Below are 17,943 nucleotides of genomic sequence, written 5' to 3' on the forward strand. Positions count from 1 at the left end.
CGGAGAACACCATGTTACCTGTCAGTGCCGGCATCAGTTTTCGACCCGAGCATTTTCATGAGCTGATGGACGCGCAGCGACCAGGCTTGTGGCTGGAACTGCACCCCGAGAATTACCTGGCACCCGGCGGCGCGCGGCCACGCATGCTCGACGCGCTGGCCAGCCGCTACCCCTTGTCCTTGCACGGCGTGTCGCTGTCACTGGCAGGTCCGGAGCGGCCCGACCCGCAACATCTGGCCATGCTGGCGGCGCTGGTGGCGCGGGTGCGCCCGCAGCAGGTCTCGGAGCACCTGGCCTGGTCGCGCCTGGGCCAGCGCTATGAACCGGATCTTTTGCCGGTAGTACGGGGCCACGCTGCCTTGCTGCGCACCGCCGCCCATATCAGCGAAGTGCAGGACGCGCTGGGTTGCCAGATTGCCGTTGAAAACCCCAGCCACTACATGACGCTCGCTGGCCATGACTGGGATGAGCCGACGTTCCTGACAGAACTTAGCGTACGAACCGGTTGCCAGTTGCTGATCGATGTCAGCAACCTGGCGCTGTCGGCGCATAACATCGGCACCGACGCCCGGCACTGGCTCGATCAGATTCCCGCTGCCTGCGTGGCGCAGTTCCACCTGGCAGGCTTTGCCGACGACCCATTGCTGGGCGCGGCCCTGCGCATCGACAGCCATGCTGGCCCGGTCAACGCCGACAGTTGGCTGCTTTACCGCGATGCGCTTGCCCGCATCGGCCCGCGCCCGACCTTGATCGAGTGGGATCAACGACCGCCGTCGCTGGCACGGCTGCTGGCCGAACGCGAGCAGGCGCAACGCTGGCTCACGGCCAGTACGACAACATGAGCGAGATCGCGTACTTTCATCAGTTTATCGAAAAACTGGACTCGATGCGACACGGCGGGGGGGCGACGCCAGCTTGGCGCGTGTACGCCAACACCGGCCTGCTCGCTTGCATTGACGCACTGCAGGCGAACTATCCCAGCGTACATCGTCTGCTCGGCGAGGCGCCATTCGAACAGCTTGCGGCCAGCTACGTCCGCGCGATGCCGGCACGCGACGCGCGCCTGTTTTTGTACGGTGCAGGCCTGCCTGCCTGGATACGCAGGCGCGATGGCGCCGACAGCGCCGTCGCGCTGGTCGCCACGCTGGACCGGTACTGGAGCGAAACCCATAGCGAGGCTGACGCGTTGCCTTTAACGATGGACTGGATCGCACAGCAGAGCGCACAGGCGTTGGCCGGCATGCGCCTGCGTCCGGCGCCGTCGACACGCTGGCTCGGTCGGGCCGGCGTAGCATTGTGGGACCAGTGGCAGGCACTGCGCCAAGCACCCGATTATCTGGGGCCGCGCGGCCAGCCAAACCAGGCTGTCCTGCTGAGCCGGCCCGACGACGCTGTCTGGGCACAGGCCTTGCCCTTGGCCGGTGCCGTCTTGTTGCAAGCCTGCGACGACGGCCTTTGCCTGCCGCAAGCCCTGCTGGCCGCCGGCGCCAGTGCGCCGGAAATCGACCTGCAACAACTGCTGGCCATGCTGTTCGCGGCCGGCGCCCTACAACATCCCGATCAATTCGCTCCACGAGCCATCACATGAATACGACCCGACTTACCAGCCTGAACAATACCTTGTCGCGCCTCGCCGCGCACGACGTGCTCGCTTTCGGCGCCCGCCTGTCATTGGCGGCGATTTTTCTCCTGTCGGCCCGCACCAAGGTCGATGGCTGGTTCCATTTGACCGACAACGCGGTCGCGCTGTTTGACGAAGAGTACCGCTTGCCATGGATCAGCGCGCTTTTCGCCGCTCAGCTAGCCACCGTGGCCGAACACCTGATCGCCGCGATGCTGGCCATCGGTCTGGGCACGCGTCTGGCTGCGGCCGGGTTACTGGTCATGACCCTGGTGATCCAGCTGTTGGTCTACCCTGCTGCCTGGCCGACCCACCTGTCCTGGGCCACGCTGGCGCTGTACCTGATCGGCAATGGTGGCGGCCGAACGGCGCTGGACTACTGGCTGGTTCCATTGACAAGGACGAAGTCGGGACCCAATGTAGTCACGAGTCTGATCAAACCGGAGACATTGAGGCAACCATGAATGACCATATCGATTTGTTATTGCAGCGGTTTTCCATCAAATCGCGGGTATTCTTTGCCGGAAATCTTTGCAACATCACCAATTTTGATGCGGCGCACGGCGTCGCCCACTTACATGTCCTGCGCGCGGGCCGTCTGGACGTGATCCCTAGCGTCGGCCCGAGCCTGCAACTGGAGCGACCCTCGCTGCTCCTGTTTCCCCTGCCGACCAGCCACCGCCTCATTCCGGCCCAGCCGGGCGGTGCCGACATGACGTGTTCTTCGGTCGAATTTGGCCTGGGCCTGGGCAATCCTTTGGTGCAGGCTTTGCCCGGGCTGATGCTGGTGCCTTTAGCTGACGCGCCGGGACTACAGGCGATATTGGACGTATTTTTTGACGAAGCCTTCAACACCAAACAGGGCCAGTCGGCCGCCCTGCGCCGGCTCGCCGAACTGGTGTTGATTCTGACGATACGCCACGCGCTGGAGCGGGGCTTACTTAAATCGGGCATGATGTCGGGCTTGGCGGATCCGCGCCTGTCCAAAACCTTGCAAGCGATCCACGACCGGCCGGCCGAGGCTTGGACGCTGCACAGCATGGCCGACACCGCCGGCATGTCGCGGGCCAGATTCGCCCACCATTTTCAGCGTGTGGTGGGCGCCCCGCCGGGCGACTACCTGAACCAGTGGCGCATCAGCGTCGCGCAGTCGTTATTGTTACGCGGAAAATCTCTAGGTTTAATCGCAGACGAAGTCGGCTATGGCAGCGCAACGGCGCTAACGCGTGCCTTCACCGGCCGCGTGGGCCTGTCGCCGACGTCCTGGCTGGCATCTCGCGAGTAATCCACCTGCTGGGAGCCATGTGCTGCGGTCGAGTACAATCGGCAGCAGTCGGCCAAGAGCCGACCGTCGCATCAGCACAACCTTATCGTGCGTGGGGATTTAATTGCGTGATGCGGGAATGTGGAGGGTGTGGGCACTCACAAGATGGATGCTACCCGACCTGACCTGATGCTGCAACGCTGGAATGTGATCCGGCACGAACTGATGCCGGAAGCAAGGCACGACTGCGGCGCGTTGACGCCGAAGTTGGAAAAACTGGTATATATTCTGGACTGGGTCCGTATCGAAGAATGGACGCAGGCTTGGCTGGGAATTGGGCGCAAGCCGCACGAGCGCGGCGCCTTGGCCAACGCCTTCGTGGCGAAGGCGGAGCTGAACCTGGCCACGACCCGGGCCGTGATCGAGCGCCTGTCGATGGACCGCGCCTTGAAACGGCTGTGCGGCTTCCCGATGTGGAAGGCGATTCCGGACGAGGCGACGTTCTCGCGCGCGTTCACGCAATTCACGCAATTCACGCAAGCCAGGCTAGCCGAGCGGGTGCACGAGGCGATGGTCAAGACCTACCTGGGCGACCAGTTGATCGGGCACATCAGCTGCGACGGCACGGCGATCGGGGCGCGCGAAAAAGCGGCGAAAAAAGTGGCGGCAGAGGCCCCGGCGAAGGACAAAGGCGCGAAGGCGCGCCGGGGGGGAGGGAACATTCAAGGTATCTTCGCGACGCGAGCGATTCCCGCATTGGTTCAATTCGGCGCGTAAATTGCCGCACGCGAGTAAGCGGCAAGCAGACGGCGTTATTGACGTGACTGGCGTTCGTCGCGTTGCTAAAGGTCGGAGCGCAGCGGGTTGCCGGCGAACAGCGTCTTCCACACGCGCGGCGTGAGTTGCTCGACCAGCGATGCGGGAAGCTGGCCCACGCGCTGCAGGACCTCGACGAGGTAATCGTAAGGATCGACATCGTGCAGCCGGCACGTCACGAGCAGACCCTGGACGATGCCGATATGCCTGGCGCCCAGTTCGGTCCAACTGAACATCCAATTTTTCCGGCCAAGAGGTATGACTCGCAGCGCACGTTCGAGGTGATTCGTGTCGATCGGGGGCTACCAGGATTTTGGCGGCGCCGTCAACAAGCGCTTCACCGCGCATCCCAAGGCCGATCCGGCGACCGGGGAGCTGCACTTTTTCGCCTGGCTGCCCGACAGCCCGGGTGAGCCCAACATGCTGTACGGCGTCCTCGATGCGCACTGCAAGGTAACCACGCTCGATACCTTCCGCGCGCCATACGCGCGCATGATGCACGACTTCATGCTGACCGAACGCCACGTGCTGTTTCCGCTCACACCGCTGACCATCAGCGTGGAACGCGCCATGCAAGGACTGCCCCTGTTTGCGTGGGACGCGGACAAGCGCAGCTACGTCGGCATCGGCGTGCGCGGGCAGCCGATGGACACACTGCGCTGGTTCGCGGGCGATGCCTGCCACGTATTCCACATGATGAACGCCTGGGACGATGGCGGCCGCATCGTGGCCTGCGTGATGGAGTCGGACACCGCACCGGGCATGCCCAACGTGACGGCTCCCGCGGCGACCCGGCCAGGATGGCGGCGCGCCTGTGCCGCTGGACGTTTGATCTGGAGAACGATGGCGACGGCTTCGAGCGCACCATCCTCGACCATCTGGCGGCGGTATTCCCGCGCATCGACGAGCGCTATACCGGGCGCCGCAACCGCGTCGGTTTTTACTGCTGCCACAGCGAGCAGCGTATCAGGAGCGGTGCGGAGAGTGTGCTGTACGATTCGCTGGCCTGCTTCGACTTTGCGTCGGGCACGCGCCAGCTATATGCACTGCCGGCCGGCGACGTTATCTCCGAACCGGTATTCGTCGCGCGCTCGGCGCAGTCGCCTGAAGGCGATGGCTGGCTGCTGGCGGTCGCGTGGCGCGCCCAGGAAGGCCGCAGCGACCTGCTGGTCATCGACGCCACGGACGTGGCGGCCGGCCCGGTCGCCACGGTTTGCCTGCCGCACCGGATACCGTTCGGCTTTCACGGCAACTGGCGCGCCAGGGACTGATTTACAGGCCGTCGAAGTTGGCCGTGCGCTTGGCCAGGAAGGCCTGCATGCCTTCCTTCTGCGCCGGCGTGCCGAACGCCGCGTGGAAGTAGCGGCGCTCGTAGCGCACGCCTTCGGTCAGCGTGGTCTCGAACGCGCGGTTGACGCTGTCCTTGATCGCCATCGCCACCGATACCGACATCGACGCGATGGTGGTGGCCGCGGCCAGCGCTTCTTCCATCACCTTGTCGGCCGCGACCACGCGCGATACCAAACCGGTGCGCTCCGCTTCGGCGGCATCGATCATGCGCGCCGTCAGCAGCATGTCCATGGCCTTGGCCTTGCCGATGGTGCGCGGCAGGCGCTGTGTGCCGCCAGCACCCGGGGTAACGCCGACCTTGATTTCGGGCTGGCCGAATTTGGCGGTGTCCGCCGCGATCAGGAAGTCGCACATCATGGCCAGTTCGCAGCCGCCGCCCAGGCAGAAGCCCTGCACCACGCCGATGACGGGTTTGCGCACGTTGAGGATGTGTTCCCAGTTGCGGCCGATGTAGTTGCCGCCGTAGGTGTCGCCGTAGTCGTAGTCGACCATCGCCGCGATGTCGGCGCCGGCCGCAAAGGCTTTTTCGCTGCCGGTCAGGATGATGCAGCCGATGCTGCTGTCGGCGTCGAACTTGTACAGCGCGTCGCCCAGTTCGTCCATCATGTTGTCGTTCAGGGCGTTGAGCGCCTTGGGACGGTTCAGGCGAATCACGGCTACTTTGCCGTGGGTCTCGATCAGCAGGTCTGCATAGTTCATGAAATCCTCTTTAGTAAAGCGTGGAGTAATGTGCGATTGTAGCGAATCCGCGGCTGCATCAGGGTTTGGGCAGCAGCACCCAGAGCTGGCCGCGCTGCTTCATGCGGCCGGCATTTTCCATCGCCTCGTAGCCGAAGCCGAAGAAGAAGTCCGCGCGCACCGCGCCGCGAATGGCGCCGCCGGTATCCTGCCCCATCACCAGGCGCTGCATCGGCACGTCGCTACCCGATTCGGTAGTGGCCAGGTAAATCGGCGCGCCGAGCGGTAAATACGCCGGGTCGATCGCGACCGAACGCGCCGGCGTCAATGCCACGCCCAGCGCGCCCTTCGGTCCCACCGATGGATCGGGCAGGCGCTCTTCGCGGAAGAAAATGAAGCTCGGATTGGCGTTGAACAGTTCCTGGCGCCGCTCGGGGTGCGCCGCGATCCAGGCTTTGATGCCCCGCGCGGTCGCTTCCGCCGATGTCAGTTCGCCCTGCTCGATCAGCCAGCGCCCGATCGCCTTGTATGGATGGCCGTTCTGGTCGGCGTAGGCTACGCGCACGGTCTCGCCGCTGTCGGCCAGCTTGACCCGTCCCGAACCCTGCACCTCCAGGAAGAAGGCTTCGACCGGGTCGTCCACCCACAGCAGTTCCTTGCCGGCCACGTTGGCGCGTTCAATATCGGCGCGGCTATCGTACGGGATCACCTTCTTGCCGACCAGCCGCCCGCGCAGGCGCTTGCCTTTGAGCTCCGGGTAGACGCTGGCCAGGTCGATCGTCAGCAGGTCGTCCGGCACCCGGTACAGGGGCGTCTGGAAGGCACCGCCGCGCTTGCGGGCGCCGCGCAGCAAGGGCTCGTAGTAGCCGGTGATCAGGCCCGTGTCGGCGCCGTCCTGCGCCCGCACCTGGTTCGGCACGAAGTAGGCTTCAAAATAGCTGCGGATGGCCGCGCCATCGTTTGCATCGACCGTGCGCGCGGCGACGCACGCGGTTTTCCATTCGGGTTTGCGCACCAGCACCCCGCACGACGTCATGAACGCCGGCCAGGCCTGGCGCAGGTCGTCGCGCTCCCAGCCGGGCAGCGCGCCGAAGGTCGATGGCGTCATCAGCGGGGCCGGTTCGGCCTTTACAGGTGGGACCACCGGTGGCTCCACCGGCGGCGGTATCTGCATCACCGGCGGCGGCATGACGACCGGCGGCGCCACCGGCCTGGGTTCAGGCGTGGTGCATGCCGCGAGGGCCAGCGCGACGGCGCCGGCCGAAACGAGTAGACTGCTGCGTGTTGAAGACATGGGAGTCGATATGTGGGTATTAATGCTTGAAGCAGGCGTGGCGCTGTTCCTGCTGGTGTTTATCGTGTGGTGGACGATGTATTCGGGACCGAAGGCGGCCAATAACACTCAAGAGCTGAACGCGCCGGAAAAGAAAAAAGAACTACCCGACGACACCGCCCACTGATCACCGATATCAGTGCAGGGTGCGTGGCAGCGACAGCACGAACTCGGGAATCCTGGTCTCGAACTGATGGCCGTCTTCGGCCACGCAGAAGTATTCGCCGGTCATCGAGCCTTGCGGGGTGGCCAGCTGGGTGCCGCTGGTGTATTCGAACTGTTCGCCCGGCTGCAAGAGCGGCTGGTGGCCGACCACGCCCAGGCCGCGCACTTCGTCGACGTGGTTGTTCGCATCGGTGATGACCCAGTGCCGCGAGATCAGCTGCGCGCCGACGGTGCCGGTGTTTTTGATCGTGATCGAATAGGTGAACACGTAATTGGTTCGGCTCGGATCGGACTGCTCCGGCAGGTACTGGGTCCTGACAGTGACAGTAAATTCGTAAGCGGCCATCTGGATTTCCTTGATTGAGACTATAAAAGTTGCCCGAGTGAATTTTCAGGCACCGGTCCGACAAAGGCCCGGCGGGGCATCATACATTGCACCGCAAAATCGGCCGCGCTGCAAGGGCGCTCCGTGGGACAGCGTAAAATAGCGCATCTTCATTAACCGCAAGCTCCTTGCCAGCCGCCATGACCACCTTCCGCATCGCTCCCAGCATCCTGTCCGCCGATTTCGCCCGTTTGGGCGAGGAAGTGCGCAATGTCGTCGCCTCGGGCGCCGACATCATCCACTTCGACGTCATGGACAACCATTATGTTCCCAACCTGACCATCGGGCCGCTGGTGTGCCAGGCGATCCGCCCGCACGTGCAGGTGCCGATCGACGTGCACCTGATGGTCAAGCCGGTCGACCGCCTGATCCCGGACTTCGCCAAGGCTGGCGCCAACATCATCACCTTTCACCCGGAAGCGTCCGAGCACATCGACCGCTCGCTCCAGCTGATCCGCGATAACGGCTGCAAGGCCGGCCTGGTGTTCAATCCGGGCACCCCGCTGCACTTCCTCGACCATGTGATGGACAAGATCGACATGATCCTGATCATGTCGGTCAACCCGGGCTTCGGCGGCCAGTCCTTCATTCCGGAAGCGCTGAAGAAAATCGCGCTGGCGCGCCGCATGATCGACGACTCGGGCCGCGACATCCTGCTCGAAGTCGACGGCGGCATCAAGATCGATAACATCGCCGCCGCCGCCGCCGCCGGTGCGGATACATTCGTGGCCGGTTCGGCGATTTTCGGCCAGCCGGACTACAAGGCCGTCATCGACGCCATGCGCCTGGAGCTGGCCAAGGTCGGCAAGTAAGCCCGAAGATGCCGTATTTCGACCTTCGCCTCGGATTTGCGCCGTCGTTCCATCGGGGCGGCTCGATTCGGGTCGAGGGCGACGTTACCGGCTTGGCGACATTCGAAGCCCGTCCCACAGGACTTCTTCCGCGCTTGGTTTTCACGCTGCCGGTGGACGCGTGCGTCATGGCGGCTATCCATGCTGGTTGTTCAGCCATGCTGGCCGGATGGGATGACCGGTGGAGCGAATCTGGCTGCGATGGCATGAGCACTGGCGGTACATTCGCTTCGCCCGGCGTTGAGCCGCGAAATTTCTCGCTGTGGAGCCCCGTTCCAGGCAGTGCGGCGCACGCCATGCTCCGTGCTGTATTCGACTGTTTTCCTCCCGAGCGCTGCGGCGGAGCCGCCGAGGAACTGCTCGAGAGCATCCGCAGCTACCTCGACTTGCAGCCGCCCGTGACCTGGTACGACGAAGTTCCCCTGCGACTGCGCCTTGCGCCGTGGGCGCATCGAAACGACGCGAACGAGATCGAAACGCGCGTACGCGCCCTGTCCGATCACTGCAACTTGGTCGTCGACTTATCGGGCTTCGAACGCCCTTCCCGGGGACTGGCGCAGATACTCCCGATGCATTTGCTTCTGAAGCGAAACCCTGCCGTGCACTGGCGGGTACAAGGCAAGGCTGGCGAAGCGCTGATTGCGTACGGAATTGCTGCGTCGGCGATCAGCGCCATCGAACGCGCGCCGATATCGGAGGAGGGACATCCCGTGGTGCTTGGCGGGTATGTCGTTTCATCGCCTGAATTGATCGCTCTTGCCCAAAACGGCGCACGGCTCGCGCTCGTGAGCGCCCTGCGGAGAAAATTTCCGATGACAGTTCTGGAAGGGGCCAAGGCGGCCGCTGAACTGATTGACATCTTGAATACATACCAGATCCAAGCCGACTGACTGCCCGACATTCACCACCCCGGCTTCTGCTTCATACGTCAAACCAGAACACCATGCGGGAATGGAATCCGCGCGCTTCAATGTTTGCCATCATATCCATCGTTGACAGACACTCCAGCGACAAATCCGATTCAACGATGTTTTTATTTGCTAAGGCATTCCTGAACTCAGGTAAGGTGAGCCAACTGCAGTACGCATAGTGGGGTGCAGAAATAAAATCATTCAAGAAGTTGAGCGGCTGGCTACTGCCCTCGAGAAGCGCCAATTCAGCCTCCGATCTGGGAATGGAGGGCATGGCCAGAGCAGCGTCGAGATCTCCGTCGTCGATCACAGCCAGGCCAAAGTGCCAATAAGCCATTGATGAAGCTGGCTCAGGAAATCCACGCGCCGGTATAAGGCAAGCGCGTCCATAGAGGCTGGTCATCGCTGCAAACAGTGCGGTCCGCCTCGGCCAATTGAAATATGCAATTCCTCGTGGGTGAACGAATTGCCCGGTGTCGCATGCCTCTACGACCAAATGAATATCTGCGCCCATCTCTGTCTCTGTTAAAGCCTGACACCTACGTTGTGGCCGGCTCTCCGACCGCGCGTGTCAGCCGGGTACGTTGTAAGAAGACACGATGTCAGATTCAGTTGCATCACCCCGAACTGACTGCGTCTATTCCATGTTCACCAATTCTTCCAAGCCAAACCACGCCTCGACCCGCGCCATCATGATCGTCCTCGCATCGCGCTGGCGCGCCGCATGATCGACAACGCGGGCCGCAACATTCTGCGCGCAGTCGAGGACGAGATCAACATCGACAACATCACCGCCGCCGGTCCGGATAACGTCGTGGCCGGTCCGGCAATTCCCGGCTTTCCGGCCAAATTTGCGGTTTCGCAACGTAACACAGGCCAACAGCACATGCCAATTGATCAATTGCCAGTTTCAGATCATACTCGCTGCCTGTATTTTTAATCTTGCCTACTAGCACGAAAACTTGACGAAAGCATCACTTCAACATGAATAAGATCTCACTCTGCTGCATCCTGTCGCTGGCCTTCCTCAACACTGCCTCCGCGGCGGACGATATGACACCGAAATCCGACCCGAGCGAGTTCTGCTTTTTCGCCGGCGTACCGCCAGCCGAGTTTCCATACAAGGTAATCAGGAAAGTCAAAGTTGCCAAGGGCACGTATGGCGGCGTCTCGGAGCTGGTCGGGGACCTGTCCCAACGCGCCAAAGATGTAGGTGGCGACGCCATCGTCAACTACGCCGGTTCGCAACGCTTTGGCGTGCTCCCATGGCGCCTGATCCGCCCTGTCGTTCGCGGCGAGGCGATCAAGTGGACCGGTGCGGCACCCGATTGCGAAAAAGCGGGCGGTTCGACACTCACGACCATCATCCGCACCAATAAGGCACCAGGCCAATCCGGCCAGGCAGACGCACCTGATGCGTCCGAAGCACCAGAGCCAGCGCCCGAGACAGCACCGGCCAAGTAAGCACTTCCCCTCGCTGCCTGATGATATGATCCAGGTGGCGCGGGGATGGTGGCAGCCGGGCTTCGCACGAACAGGCTGCCCAATCCCGGATCGACTGGCGCGCCGCGCCATCTCCGCCATCGCGGCGGCGCCCAGCCGGATGGGCGCCATCTACCGACTTCATTCCATGTTGACCAACTCGACCAACTCCAGCCACGCCCCGATCCGCGCGGTGATCATCGATCTCGATGGCACCATGCTCGACACCCTGCCCGATTTCCACGTCGCCATCAACGCCATGCGCGGCGAATTCGGCTACGCGCCAATCACGCAGCAGCAGATCGCGCTGATGATCGGCAAAGGCTCCGAAAACCTGATCCGCGCCGTGCTCGCGCTGGAGCACGACGCCGCCGGCGTCGAGCAGCGCTTCGATGAAGCCATGGCCTTCTACCAGCGGCACTACCTGGCCATCAACGGCGACCATAGCGTGATCTATGACGGCGTGATCGACGGCCTGGAAGCGATGAAAGCCAATGGCCTGCGCCTGGCCTGCGTGACCAACAAGCCGATCGCCTTTGCCACGCCGCTGCTGGCGCAAAAAGGCCTGGCGCCGTATTTCGAGATTGTGTACGGCGGCGACTCGCTGGCGCGCAAGAAACCGGACCCCATGCCGCTGCTGCAAGTGTGCGCCGATTTCGACCTGGCCCCGGCGCAGGTGGTGGCCATCGGCGACTCGTCCAACGACGCCGAGGCGGCACGCGCGGCCGGCTGCTTCGTGTTGACGGTACCGTATGGTTACAACCACGGGCGGGCTATACACGAAACCGATTCCGATGGTATAGTTACCTCACTTGTAGAAGCGGCAACCCTGATTCGTTCCCACAACCACAACGCATACTAACCTTTCACCACATATGTTTTTCATCAAAAAACACAATGTCACCCAAACCGGCTCGATTGAGGCCTGGCTTTGGCGACGCTGGCAATCCTGGGCTAAGTAACCCTGTAGTGATTGCTGTCGGCTGCCCCTGTGCGCCGTCAGGTTTTTTGAAACCCACCGCCGGCGGATGCGCCATGGCGGCATGGAGAAAAGCATGACCGAACTCGAATTCAAATCGCTGGCCAACGAAGGCTTCAATCGTATTCCATTGATCGCGGAAGCCTTCGCCGATCTCGAAACACCCCTCACGCTCTACCTCAAGCTGGCCCAGACCCAGAACGCCGGAAAGAACACCTTCCTGCTCGAATCGGTGGTCGGCGGCGAGCGTTTCGGGCGCTATTCCTTCATCGGCCTGCCCGCAACGACGGTGCTGCGCACCTTTGGCACGCGCACCGAGATCGTGAAGAACGGCAGCGTGATCGAAACCCACGACGGCAATCCGCTCGACTTCATCGAGCAGTACCAGGCGCGCTTCAAAGTGGCGCTGCGTCCCGGCCTGCCGCGCTTTTGCGGCGGCCTGGCCGGCTACTTCGGCTACGACACCGTGCGCCACATCGAGCGCAAGCTGGCCGACACCCAGCCGAAGGACGACCTGGGCCTGCCCGACATCCAGCTGATGGTGACCGAGGAACTGGCTGTCATCGACAACCTGTCGGGCAAGCTGTATCTGATCGTGTACGCCGACACCGCGCAGCCGGAAGCCTATTCCAAGGCGCGCCAGCGCCTGAAAGACCTGCGCATGATGCTGCGCCGTGGTGTCGACGCGCCGGTGACATCGAGCTCGGTGCGTACCGAAGCGGTGCGCGACTTCAGCAAGGAGGATTACCTCAAGGCCGTCGCCCGCGCCCACGAATACGTGATGGCCGGAGACCTGATGCAGGTGCAGATCGGCCAGCGCATCCGCAAGCCCTACGTGGACAATCCGCTGACCCTGTACCGCGCGCTGCGCTCCCTGAATCCGTCGCCGTACATGTACTTCTATAACTTTGGCGACATGCAGATCGTGGGCGCCTCGCCAGAGATTTTGGTGCGCAACGAGACCGCCTCCGACGGCACCAAAAAAGTCACCCTGCGTCCGATCGCCGGCACCCGCCCACGTGGCGCCACGCCGGAACGCGACGCAGAACTGTCCAAAGAGCTGCTGGCCGACCCGAAAGAGATCGCCGAACACGTCATGCTGATCGACCTGGCGCGCAATGACCTGGGCCGCATCTCCGAAACCGGCAGCGTCAAGGTCACCGAACGCATGGTGGTCGAAAAATACTCGCATGTGCAGCACATCGTCTCCAACGTCGAAGGCACTTTGAAGGGCGGCATGTCCAACCTGGATGTGCTGCGCGCCACCTTCCCGGCCGGCACCCTGACCGGCGCGCCGAAAGTGCGCGCCATGGAAGTGATCGACGAACTCGAACCGACCAAGCGCGGCATCTACGGCGGCGCCTGCGGCTACCTGAGTTTTGGCGGCGAGATGGACGTGGCGATCGCGATCCGCACCGGCGTGATCAAGGACGGCATGCTGTACGTGCAGGCCGCCGCCGGCATCGTGGCCGATTCGATTCCCGAAATGGAATGGCAGGAAACCGAAAACAAGGCGCGCGCGGTCCTGCGCGCAGCCGAGCAAGTACAAGACGGCCTGGATGGGGAGCTCTGAGATGCTGCTGATGATCGATAACTACGACTCGTTCACCTACAACCTGGTGCAGTATTTCGGTGAGCTGGGCGAGGAAGTGCGCACTGTGCGCAACGACGAAATCACGATCGACGAGATCAGCGCGATGCGGCCGGACCGCATCTGCATCTCGCCCGGTCCCAAGACCCCGGCCGAAGCCGGGATCTCGGTCTCCATCCTGGAGCAGTTCAAGGGCAAGCTGCCGATCCTCGGCGTGTGCCTCGGCCACCAGGCCATCGGCGCCGCGTTCGGCGGCAAGGTCATTCGCGCCAAGCAAGTCATGCATGGCAAAACTTCACTGATCGCGCACACCGGCGTGGGCGTGTTCAAGAATCTTCCGAGTCCGTTTACGGTCATCCGCTACCACTCGCTGGCGATCGAGCGCGCGTCGCTCCCGGCCTGCCTGGAGGTGACGGCATGGACCGACGACGGCGAGATCATGGGCGTGCGGCACAGGGAATTCGATATCGAGGGTGTGCAGTTTCACCCCGAATCGATCCTGTCCGAGCATGGCCATGCCTTGCTGAAGAATTTTCTCGAACGCTAAGCCCTCGTAACGCCCTGCCCAGATCAAGGAGCTGTCATGCCGATCACCCCACAAGAAGCACTGCTGCGCTGTATCGAACACCGCGAAATTTTTCACGACGAGATGCTGCACCTGTTCCGCCAGATCATGTCGGGCGAAATGTCGCCAACCATGATTGCCGCGCTCACGCTCGGCCTGCGCGTGAAGAAGGAAACCATCGGCGAAATCGCCGCCGCCGCGCAGGTGATGCGCGAGTTTTCGACCAAGGTGCCGATGGCCGACACCACTCACCTGCTCGACATCGTCGGCACCGGTGGCGATGGCGCCCACACTTTCAATATTTCGACCACGGCGATGTTCGTGGCCGCCGCCGCCGGCGCGCGCGTGGCCAAGCATGGCGGGCGCAGCGTATCGTCATCGTCCGGCAGCGCCGACGTGATCGAGTCGCTGGGCGCGAACATCAACCTCTCGCCGGAGCAGATCGCGCAATCAATCGCGCAGACCGGCATCGGCTTCATGTTCGCCCCCAACCACCACGCCGCCATGAAGCATGCGGCGCCGGTGCGGCGCGAACTGGGCGTGCGCACCATTTTCAACATCCTGGGTCCCTTGACCAATCCGGCCGGCGCGCCGAATATCCTGATGGGCGTGTTCCACCAGGATCTGGTGGGCATCCAGGTGCGGGTGCTGCAGCGCCTGGGCGCGCAGCATGCGGTGGTGGTGTATGGCCGCGACAATATGGATGAAGTCTCGCTCGGCGCCGCCACCATGGTCGGTGAACTGGTCGACGGCGAAATTCGCGAGTACGAGATTCATCCGGAAGACTTCGGCCTGCCGATGATCGCCAGCCGCAACCTCAAGGTGGCGAACGCGGAAGAATCGAAAATCAAGATGATGGAAGCGCTCAACGGCGAGCCGGGAGCGGCCTTCGACATCGTGGCACTCAATGCCGGCACGGCGCTGTACGCGGCCGGCGTTGCCACCTCAATCGAGGATGGCCTGAAAAAAGCACGCGCCGCGATCGAATCGGGCGCAGCGCGCGCCAAGGTCGACCAGTTCGTACAAGTGACCCAGCTGCTTGGAGCCTGATCGTCGCCGTATCGACAGGCAGTCCCCCTTTGCTTCACAACTTGAAACCGTCATTCCCTCGCCTGGCGCGGGAATGACGGCCAGGACTTGTCCACCATGTTCGGCATCCACGACCTCCCCCTGTTCATCCTTTCCGGCCTGCTGCTCAACATCATGCCCGGCCCCGACTCGCTCCTGATCATGACGCGCAGCGCCACGCAGGGCTGGCGCGCCGGCGTGGCCGCCACGCTCGGCATCGGCGCCGGCACCATGATCCATGTGCTGGCGGCGGCGCTTGGCCTGTCGGCCATTCTCGCCACCTCGGCGACCGCCTTCATGCTGGTCAAGTACATCGGCGCGGCGTACATCATCTACATGGCGATCGGCCTGCTGCGCAGCAAACGGACCGACCCGGCCGCCGCTGTGGCCACCGTGCCTCCGCTGCCGTATGCGAAAATCTTCGCGCAGGGTTTCCTGACGAATGTCCTGAACCCCAAGGTGGCGGTGTTCTTCCTCGCCTTCGTGCCGCAGTTTATCGCGCACGATGCCCCCAGCAAGGCGCTCGCCTTTGTCGTCCTTGGCTGCATTTTCAACCTGAACGGCATGCTGTGGTGTACCTCGCTCGCGCTGTTCACCGCGCAGGCCAGTGCCCGCATCAAGGTCAGCCCGGGCGTATCGCTGTGGCTTAACCGCGTGACCGGAGGCTTGTTCATCTGGCTCGGCATCAAGCTCGCGCTCTCCAAACAACACTGAAAGCACATCATGTCCGATATTCTCAATAAGATCCTGGCGGTCAAGGCTGACGAAGTCGCCGCCGCAAAAAAATACCGCGACCTGGCCAGCCTGCGCCGCGAAGTCGAAGCCGATGCCGAAGCGCGCCGCACCGTGCGCGGCTTTGAAGCGAGCCTGCGCAAGCACATCGCCGCCGGCCAGGCGGGCGTGATCGCCGAAGTGAAGAAAGCGTCGCCGTCGAAAGGCGTGCTGCGCGCGGATTTCCGTCCCGCGAACATCGCCGAGAGCTATGCGCGCCATGGCGCGGCATGCCTGTCGGTACTGACCGACGTGCAGTTCTTCCAGGGCCACGTCGACTACCTGAAACAGGCGCGCGCCGCCTGCGACATTCCGGTGATCCGCAAGGACTTCATGATCGACATGTACCAGGTGTACGAAGCGCGCGCCATGGGCGCCGATGCGATCCTGCTGATCGTATCGGCGCTCGATCACGGCCTGATGGCCGAACTGGAAGCCTGCGCGCACGAACTGGGCATGGACGTACTGGTCGAAGTGCACGACGGCGACGAACTGACTGCGGCGCTCAAGCTCGATACGAAACTGGTCGGCATCAATAACCGCAACCTGCGCACCTTCGAAACGTCGCTGCAAACGACCATCGACCTGCTGCCGCGCATTCCGGCCGAAAAACTGGTGGTGACCGAATCGGGCATCATGGGGCAGGCCGACGTCAAGCGCATGCGCGACGCGAACGTGCATGCCTTCCTGGTCGGCGAAGCCTTCATGCGCGCGCCGGAACCGGGCGTGGAGTTAGAGCGCCTGTTCAGCTGAAGCCCTTTTTTTTGACTCACCCGCACACCGTGCCTTTAATCCAATGAAAAAAACACTGATCATGGCCGCCGCCATCCTGGCGTTAAGCGCTTGCGCGTCGTCCGGTCCACCGCCACCGCCAACCTTCGTCGATGCCGCGACAACGACTCTGTCGGCACCGCCGGCGGACAAGGCGCAGGTCATTTTCCTGCAGCCGAAAAACCTGATGATGCCGCTCGCCGCCGTCGCCATCTTCGACATCACCGACACCAACATGGACCTGCTGTCCATGCTCCCCACGCACAGCAAGTCGGTCCATCTGGTCACGCCGGGCGCACACCGCTTCATGGCCGGTTACGGTGCGCACAATTATGTGATGGATGCGAACGTGGAAGCGGGCAAACGCTACTACGTCGTGGCGCGCTTCATTTACGGCATGGGATTCCAGCTGCGTCCGATCCGCACCAGCGGGCCAGCGGGCTTCTCGGTGGAGAATCCGGATTTCGCGACATGGGTGTCGAAAGGCCGCTTTGTCGAGAAATCGCCCGAAGCAGACCTGATCCATGCCAAGTACAAGGCCGGGAACGAAACCGCCAAGGCCGCCGCCATCGCGGACCTGCTCAAGAAAACACCCGAGCAGCGCGCCGAACTGACGCTCAATAAAGAAGACGCTATCGCGCAATAAACCGTGACGGGCACGCCGCGCCCGTCACCGTGCAAGCGCCCGGGCGCCAAGCCCGGGCCGCGCGTTCAGCTGACCAGCCCTTCGCGGTTGACGTCGGCCAGGCTTTGCTCCGACTCCTGTACCAGGTCGTCGAACGGGTCCATGCCCTTCTCCAGGATGAACTTGTATTCGGCCTCGCGCAGCGGAATCAGCCACTCGATCTCCATCTCGAATCCATCGCCGATACTGACGATGTTGAACTCTTCGCTCTCGCCGGTCGCCTCGGCGATGAGCAAGGCCTTGGCGCCCCAGCTGGCTGGCGCCAGCGGCGATGGCCCCAGCAAACGCGGCAAGTGGCAGGACCGGCGCACGTTGTTGACCAGATGAACGGCAATGTCGGCGACATAGTTGAACACCTCGTCGCGCTCGGCGCCACCCATGTCGTCCGGCAGGACCATGAAGTATTCCTTGCCTTCGCGTTCGCCATCGGGCTTGATTTGCGTCGCCAGGCCGACCGACGCAATGCGGAACGGCTGCATGGGATCCGTCGACGGGAAGGTGTACATTTCAAAGAACGATTGGTCCGCGCTTTTCCGGATCACGCGCCGGTACTCCGGCATGCCCCAATGCTGCATGTAGCGGCCCAGGACGATCGTCCGGTACACATCGAAAGCGAGCGACTCGTCGCTTTCTCCATGCATGTCGCTCGCGGCCATG

Annotated in this window: 22 protein-coding genes and 3 pseudogenes; 19 read left to right on the forward strand and 6 right to left on the reverse strand. The window is 62.8% G+C overall.

What is annotated here, in order from left to right; translation table 11 throughout:
* Positions 1–11 precede the first annotated feature (11 nt).
* The 5 genes and pseudogenes from PO883_RS18700 to PO883_RS18720 all read left to right on the forward strand — a co-directional run.
* The gene (locus PO883_RS18700) at positions 12–842 is read left to right on the forward strand and encodes a DUF692 domain-containing protein (protein ID WP_289311100.1); all 831 of its coding nucleotides are present in this window, start codon (positions 12–14) and stop codon (positions 840–842) included.
* Entirely contained in the window at positions 839–1,588 is a 750-nt protein-coding gene (locus PO883_RS18705) for a putative DNA-binding domain-containing protein (RefSeq protein ID WP_289311101.1), read from the forward strand. The genes PO883_RS18700 and PO883_RS18705 overlap by 4 nt, the downstream gene beginning before the upstream one ends.
* On the forward strand, positions 1,585–2,085 hold the full coding sequence (locus PO883_RS18710; RefSeq protein ID WP_289311102.1) for a DoxX family protein: 501 nt from the start codon (positions 1,585–1,587) through the stop codon (positions 2,083–2,085). The genes PO883_RS18705 and PO883_RS18710 overlap by 4 nt, the downstream gene beginning before the upstream one ends.
* A complete protein-coding gene (locus PO883_RS18715; protein ID WP_289311103.1) occupies positions 2,082–2,906 on the forward strand; it encodes an AraC family transcriptional regulator in 825 nt (274 codons plus the stop codon). Before PO883_RS18710 ends, PO883_RS18715 begins: the two co-directional genes overlap by 4 nt.
* Before the next feature lie 144 nt (positions 2,907–3,050).
* Positions 3,051–3,566, forward strand: a pseudogene (locus PO883_RS18720) (transposase); the annotation flags it as partial.
* Positions 3,567–3,727: 161 nt separating this feature from the next.
* Here the strand turns inward: PO883_RS18720 and PO883_RS18725 are convergent.
* Positions 3,728–3,997 (reverse strand): annotated as a pseudogene (locus PO883_RS18725) (transposase domain-containing protein); the annotation flags it as partial.
* On the opposite strand from PO883_RS18725, the pseudogene PO883_RS35155 reads away from it, so the two are divergent.
* Together PO883_RS35155 and PO883_RS18730 are read left to right on the forward strand one after the other, a co-directional pair.
* Positions 3,990–4,448 (forward strand): annotated as a pseudogene (locus PO883_RS35155) (carotenoid oxygenase family protein); the annotation flags it as partial. The pseudogenes PO883_RS18725 and PO883_RS35155 overlap by 8 nt on opposite strands.
* Positions 4,433–4,972 (forward strand): carotenoid oxygenase family protein, encoded by a 540-nt coding sequence (locus tag PO883_RS18730; RefSeq protein ID WP_308605947.1) that lies wholly within the window; start codon positions 4,433–4,435, stop codon positions 4,970–4,972. The pseudogene PO883_RS35155 and the gene PO883_RS18730, both read left to right, overlap by 16 nt.
* 1 nt (position 4,973) lies before the next feature.
* On the opposite strand, the gene PO883_RS18735 is transcribed toward PO883_RS18730, so the two are convergent.
* A complete protein-coding gene (locus PO883_RS18735; RefSeq protein WP_167088877.1) occupies positions 4,974–5,750 on the reverse strand; it encodes an enoyl-CoA hydratase in 777 nt (258 codons plus the stop codon).
* 58 nt (positions 5,751–5,808) lie between these two features.
* On the reverse strand, positions 5,809–7,023 hold the full coding sequence (locus PO883_RS18740; RefSeq protein WP_289311105.1) for a murein transglycosylase A: 1,215 nt from the start codon (positions 7,021–7,023) through the stop codon (positions 5,809–5,811).
* Here PO883_RS18740 and PO883_RS18745 point away from each other — a divergent pair.
* Entirely contained in the window at positions 6,917–7,189 is a 273-nt protein-coding gene (locus PO883_RS18745) for a hypothetical protein (RefSeq protein ID WP_289311155.1), read from the forward strand. The genes PO883_RS18740 and PO883_RS18745 overlap by 107 nt on opposite strands.
* 9 nt (positions 7,190–7,198) lie before the next feature.
* On the opposite strand, the gene apaG is transcribed toward PO883_RS18745, so the two are convergent.
* Positions 7,199–7,573, reverse strand: a complete 375-nt coding sequence (gene apaG, locus PO883_RS18750) for a Co2+/Mg2+ efflux protein ApaG (RefSeq protein ID WP_167088879.1) — start codon at positions 7,571–7,573, stop codon at positions 7,199–7,201.
* Between the two features lie 179 nt (positions 7,574–7,752).
* Here apaG and rpe point away from each other — a divergent pair, with 179 nt between their 5' ends.
* Both rpe and PO883_RS18760 read left to right on the forward strand, forming a co-directional pair.
* A complete protein-coding gene (rpe, locus tag PO883_RS18755) occupies positions 7,753–8,424 on the forward strand; it encodes a ribulose-phosphate 3-epimerase (protein WP_289311106.1) in 672 nt (223 codons plus the stop codon).
* Between the two features lie 8 nt (positions 8,425–8,432).
* Complete coding sequence (locus tag PO883_RS18760; RefSeq protein ID WP_289311107.1) at positions 8,433–9,353, forward strand: hypothetical protein; 921 nt, start codon at positions 8,433–8,435, stop codon at positions 9,351–9,353.
* Between the two features lie 31 nt (positions 9,354–9,384).
* Here PO883_RS18760 and PO883_RS18765 read toward each other — a convergent pair whose 3' ends face one another.
* Positions 9,385–9,888 carry a hypothetical protein gene (locus PO883_RS18765; protein ID WP_289311108.1) on the reverse strand — a complete coding sequence of 168 codons (504 nt, stop codon included), beginning with the start codon at positions 9,886–9,888 and terminating at the stop codon, positions 9,385–9,387.
* Positions 9,889–10,098: 210 nt separating this feature from the next.
* Between PO883_RS18765 and PO883_RS18770 the strand changes: the two genes are divergently transcribed.
* The 9 genes from PO883_RS18770 to PO883_RS18810 all read left to right on the forward strand — a co-directional run bounded on the left by PO883_RS18770 (position 10,099) and on the right by PO883_RS18810 (position 17,247).
* A complete protein-coding gene (locus tag PO883_RS18770) occupies positions 10,099–10,314 on the forward strand; it encodes a hypothetical protein (RefSeq protein WP_289311109.1) in 216 nt (71 codons plus the stop codon).
* Positions 10,315–10,358: 44 nt separating this feature from the next.
* Positions 10,359–10,838 (forward strand): hypothetical protein, encoded by a 480-nt coding sequence (locus PO883_RS18775; RefSeq protein ID WP_167088884.1) that lies wholly within the window; start codon positions 10,359–10,361, stop codon positions 10,836–10,838.
* A gap of 166 nt (positions 10,839–11,004) precedes the next feature.
* A complete protein-coding gene (locus PO883_RS18780; protein ID WP_289311110.1) occupies positions 11,005–11,718 on the forward strand; it encodes a phosphoglycolate phosphatase in 714 nt (237 codons plus the stop codon).
* A 193-nt stretch (positions 11,719–11,911) separates the two neighbouring features.
* Positions 11,912–13,408, forward strand: a complete 1,497-nt coding sequence (gene trpE, locus PO883_RS18785) for an anthranilate synthase component I (protein ID WP_289311111.1) — start codon at positions 11,912–11,914, stop codon at positions 13,406–13,408.
* A 1-nt stretch (position 13,409) separates the two neighbouring features.
* Positions 13,410–13,973 carry an aminodeoxychorismate/anthranilate synthase component II gene (locus tag PO883_RS18790; RefSeq protein ID WP_289311112.1) on the forward strand — a complete coding sequence of 188 codons (564 nt, stop codon included), beginning with the start codon at positions 13,410–13,412 and terminating at the stop codon, positions 13,971–13,973.
* Between the two features lie 36 nt (positions 13,974–14,009).
* Complete coding sequence (gene trpD / locus PO883_RS18795; protein ID WP_167088887.1) at positions 14,010–15,041, forward strand: anthranilate phosphoribosyltransferase; 1,032 nt, start codon at positions 14,010–14,012, stop codon at positions 15,039–15,041.
* Between the two features lie 96 nt (positions 15,042–15,137).
* Positions 15,138–15,773: a LysE family translocator gene (locus tag PO883_RS18800; RefSeq protein WP_167088888.1), complete on the forward strand. Its 636-nt coding sequence runs from the start codon at positions 15,138–15,140 to the stop codon at positions 15,771–15,773.
* A gap of 9 nt (positions 15,774–15,782) precedes the next feature.
* Positions 15,783–16,583 (forward strand): indole-3-glycerol phosphate synthase TrpC, encoded by an 801-nt coding sequence (gene trpC / locus PO883_RS18805; RefSeq protein WP_289311113.1) that lies wholly within the window; start codon positions 15,783–15,785, stop codon positions 16,581–16,583.
* Positions 16,584–16,626: 43 nt separating this feature from the next.
* Positions 16,627–17,247: a hypothetical protein gene (locus PO883_RS18810; protein ID WP_289311114.1), complete on the forward strand. Its 621-nt coding sequence runs from the start codon at positions 16,627–16,629 to the stop codon at positions 17,245–17,247.
* A gap of 65 nt (positions 17,248–17,312) precedes the next feature.
* Here PO883_RS18810 and PO883_RS18815 read toward each other — a convergent pair whose 3' ends face one another.
* Positions 17,313–17,942 (reverse strand): suppressor of fused domain protein, encoded by a 630-nt coding sequence (locus tag PO883_RS18815; protein ID WP_289311115.1) that lies wholly within the window; start codon positions 17,940–17,942, stop codon positions 17,313–17,315.
* Position 17,943 lies beyond the last annotated feature (1 nt).

It is taken from the genome of Massilia sp. DJPM01 (assembly GCF_030348125.1).
Lineage (GTDB): Bacteria > Pseudomonadota > Gammaproteobacteria > Burkholderiales > Burkholderiaceae_D > Telluria_A > Telluria_A frigida.

Excerpts from the sequence above, each read along its gene's own strand:
- PO883_RS18700 (WP_289311100.1), top strand. The coding sequence starts at position 12 with ATGTTACCTGTCAGTGCCGGCATCAGTTTTCGACCCGAGCATTTTCAT.
- PO883_RS18705 (WP_289311101.1), top strand. The coding sequence starts at position 839 with ATGAGCGAGATCGCGTACTTTCATCAGTTTATCGAAAAACTGGACTCG.
- PO883_RS18710 (WP_289311102.1), top strand. The coding sequence starts at position 1,585 with ATGAATACGACCCGACTTACCAGCCTGAACAATACCTTGTCGCGCCTC.
- PO883_RS18715 (WP_289311103.1), top strand. The coding sequence starts at position 2,082 with ATGAATGACCATATCGATTTGTTATTGCAGCGGTTTTCCATCAAATCG.
- PO883_RS18735 (WP_167088877.1), bottom strand. The coding sequence starts at position 5,750 with ATGAACTATGCAGACCTGCTGATCGAGACCCACGGCAAAGTAGCCGTG.
- PO883_RS18745 (WP_289311155.1), top strand. The coding sequence starts at position 6,917 with ATGACGACCGGCGGCGCCACCGGCCTGGGTTCAGGCGTGGTGCATGCC.
- PO883_RS18740 (WP_289311105.1), bottom strand. The coding sequence starts at position 7,023 with ATGTCTTCAACACGCAGCAGTCTACTCGTTTCGGCCGGCGCCGTCGCG.
- apaG (WP_167088879.1), bottom strand. The coding sequence starts at position 7,573 with ATGGCCGCTTACGAATTTACTGTCACTGTCAGGACCCAGTACCTGCCG.
- rpe (WP_289311106.1), top strand. The coding sequence starts at position 7,753 with ATGACCACCTTCCGCATCGCTCCCAGCATCCTGTCCGCCGATTTCGCC.
- PO883_RS18760 (WP_289311107.1), top strand. The coding sequence starts at position 8,433 with ATGCCGTATTTCGACCTTCGCCTCGGATTTGCGCCGTCGTTCCATCGG.
- PO883_RS18765 (WP_289311108.1), bottom strand. The coding sequence starts at position 9,888 with ATGGGCGCAGATATTCATTTGGTCGTAGAGGCATGCGACACCGGGCAA.
- PO883_RS18770 (WP_289311109.1), top strand. The coding sequence starts at position 10,099 with ATGATCGACAACGCGGGCCGCAACATTCTGCGCGCAGTCGAGGACGAG.
- PO883_RS18775 (WP_167088884.1), top strand. The coding sequence starts at position 10,359 with ATGAATAAGATCTCACTCTGCTGCATCCTGTCGCTGGCCTTCCTCAAC.
- PO883_RS18780 (WP_289311110.1), top strand. The coding sequence starts at position 11,005 with ATGTTGACCAACTCGACCAACTCCAGCCACGCCCCGATCCGCGCGGTG.
- trpE (WP_289311111.1), top strand. The coding sequence starts at position 11,912 with ATGACCGAACTCGAATTCAAATCGCTGGCCAACGAAGGCTTCAATCGT.
- PO883_RS18790 (WP_289311112.1), top strand. The coding sequence starts at position 13,410 with ATGCTGCTGATGATCGATAACTACGACTCGTTCACCTACAACCTGGTG.
- trpD (WP_167088887.1), top strand. The coding sequence starts at position 14,010 with ATGCCGATCACCCCACAAGAAGCACTGCTGCGCTGTATCGAACACCGC.
- PO883_RS18800 (WP_167088888.1), top strand. The coding sequence starts at position 15,138 with ATGTTCGGCATCCACGACCTCCCCCTGTTCATCCTTTCCGGCCTGCTG.
- trpC (WP_289311113.1), top strand. The coding sequence starts at position 15,783 with ATGTCCGATATTCTCAATAAGATCCTGGCGGTCAAGGCTGACGAAGTC.
- PO883_RS18810 (WP_289311114.1), top strand. The coding sequence starts at position 16,627 with ATGAAAAAAACACTGATCATGGCCGCCGCCATCCTGGCGTTAAGCGCT.
- PO883_RS18815 (WP_289311115.1), bottom strand. The coding sequence starts at position 17,942 with ATGGCCGCGAGCGACATGCATGGAGAAAGCGACGAGTCGCTCGCTTTC.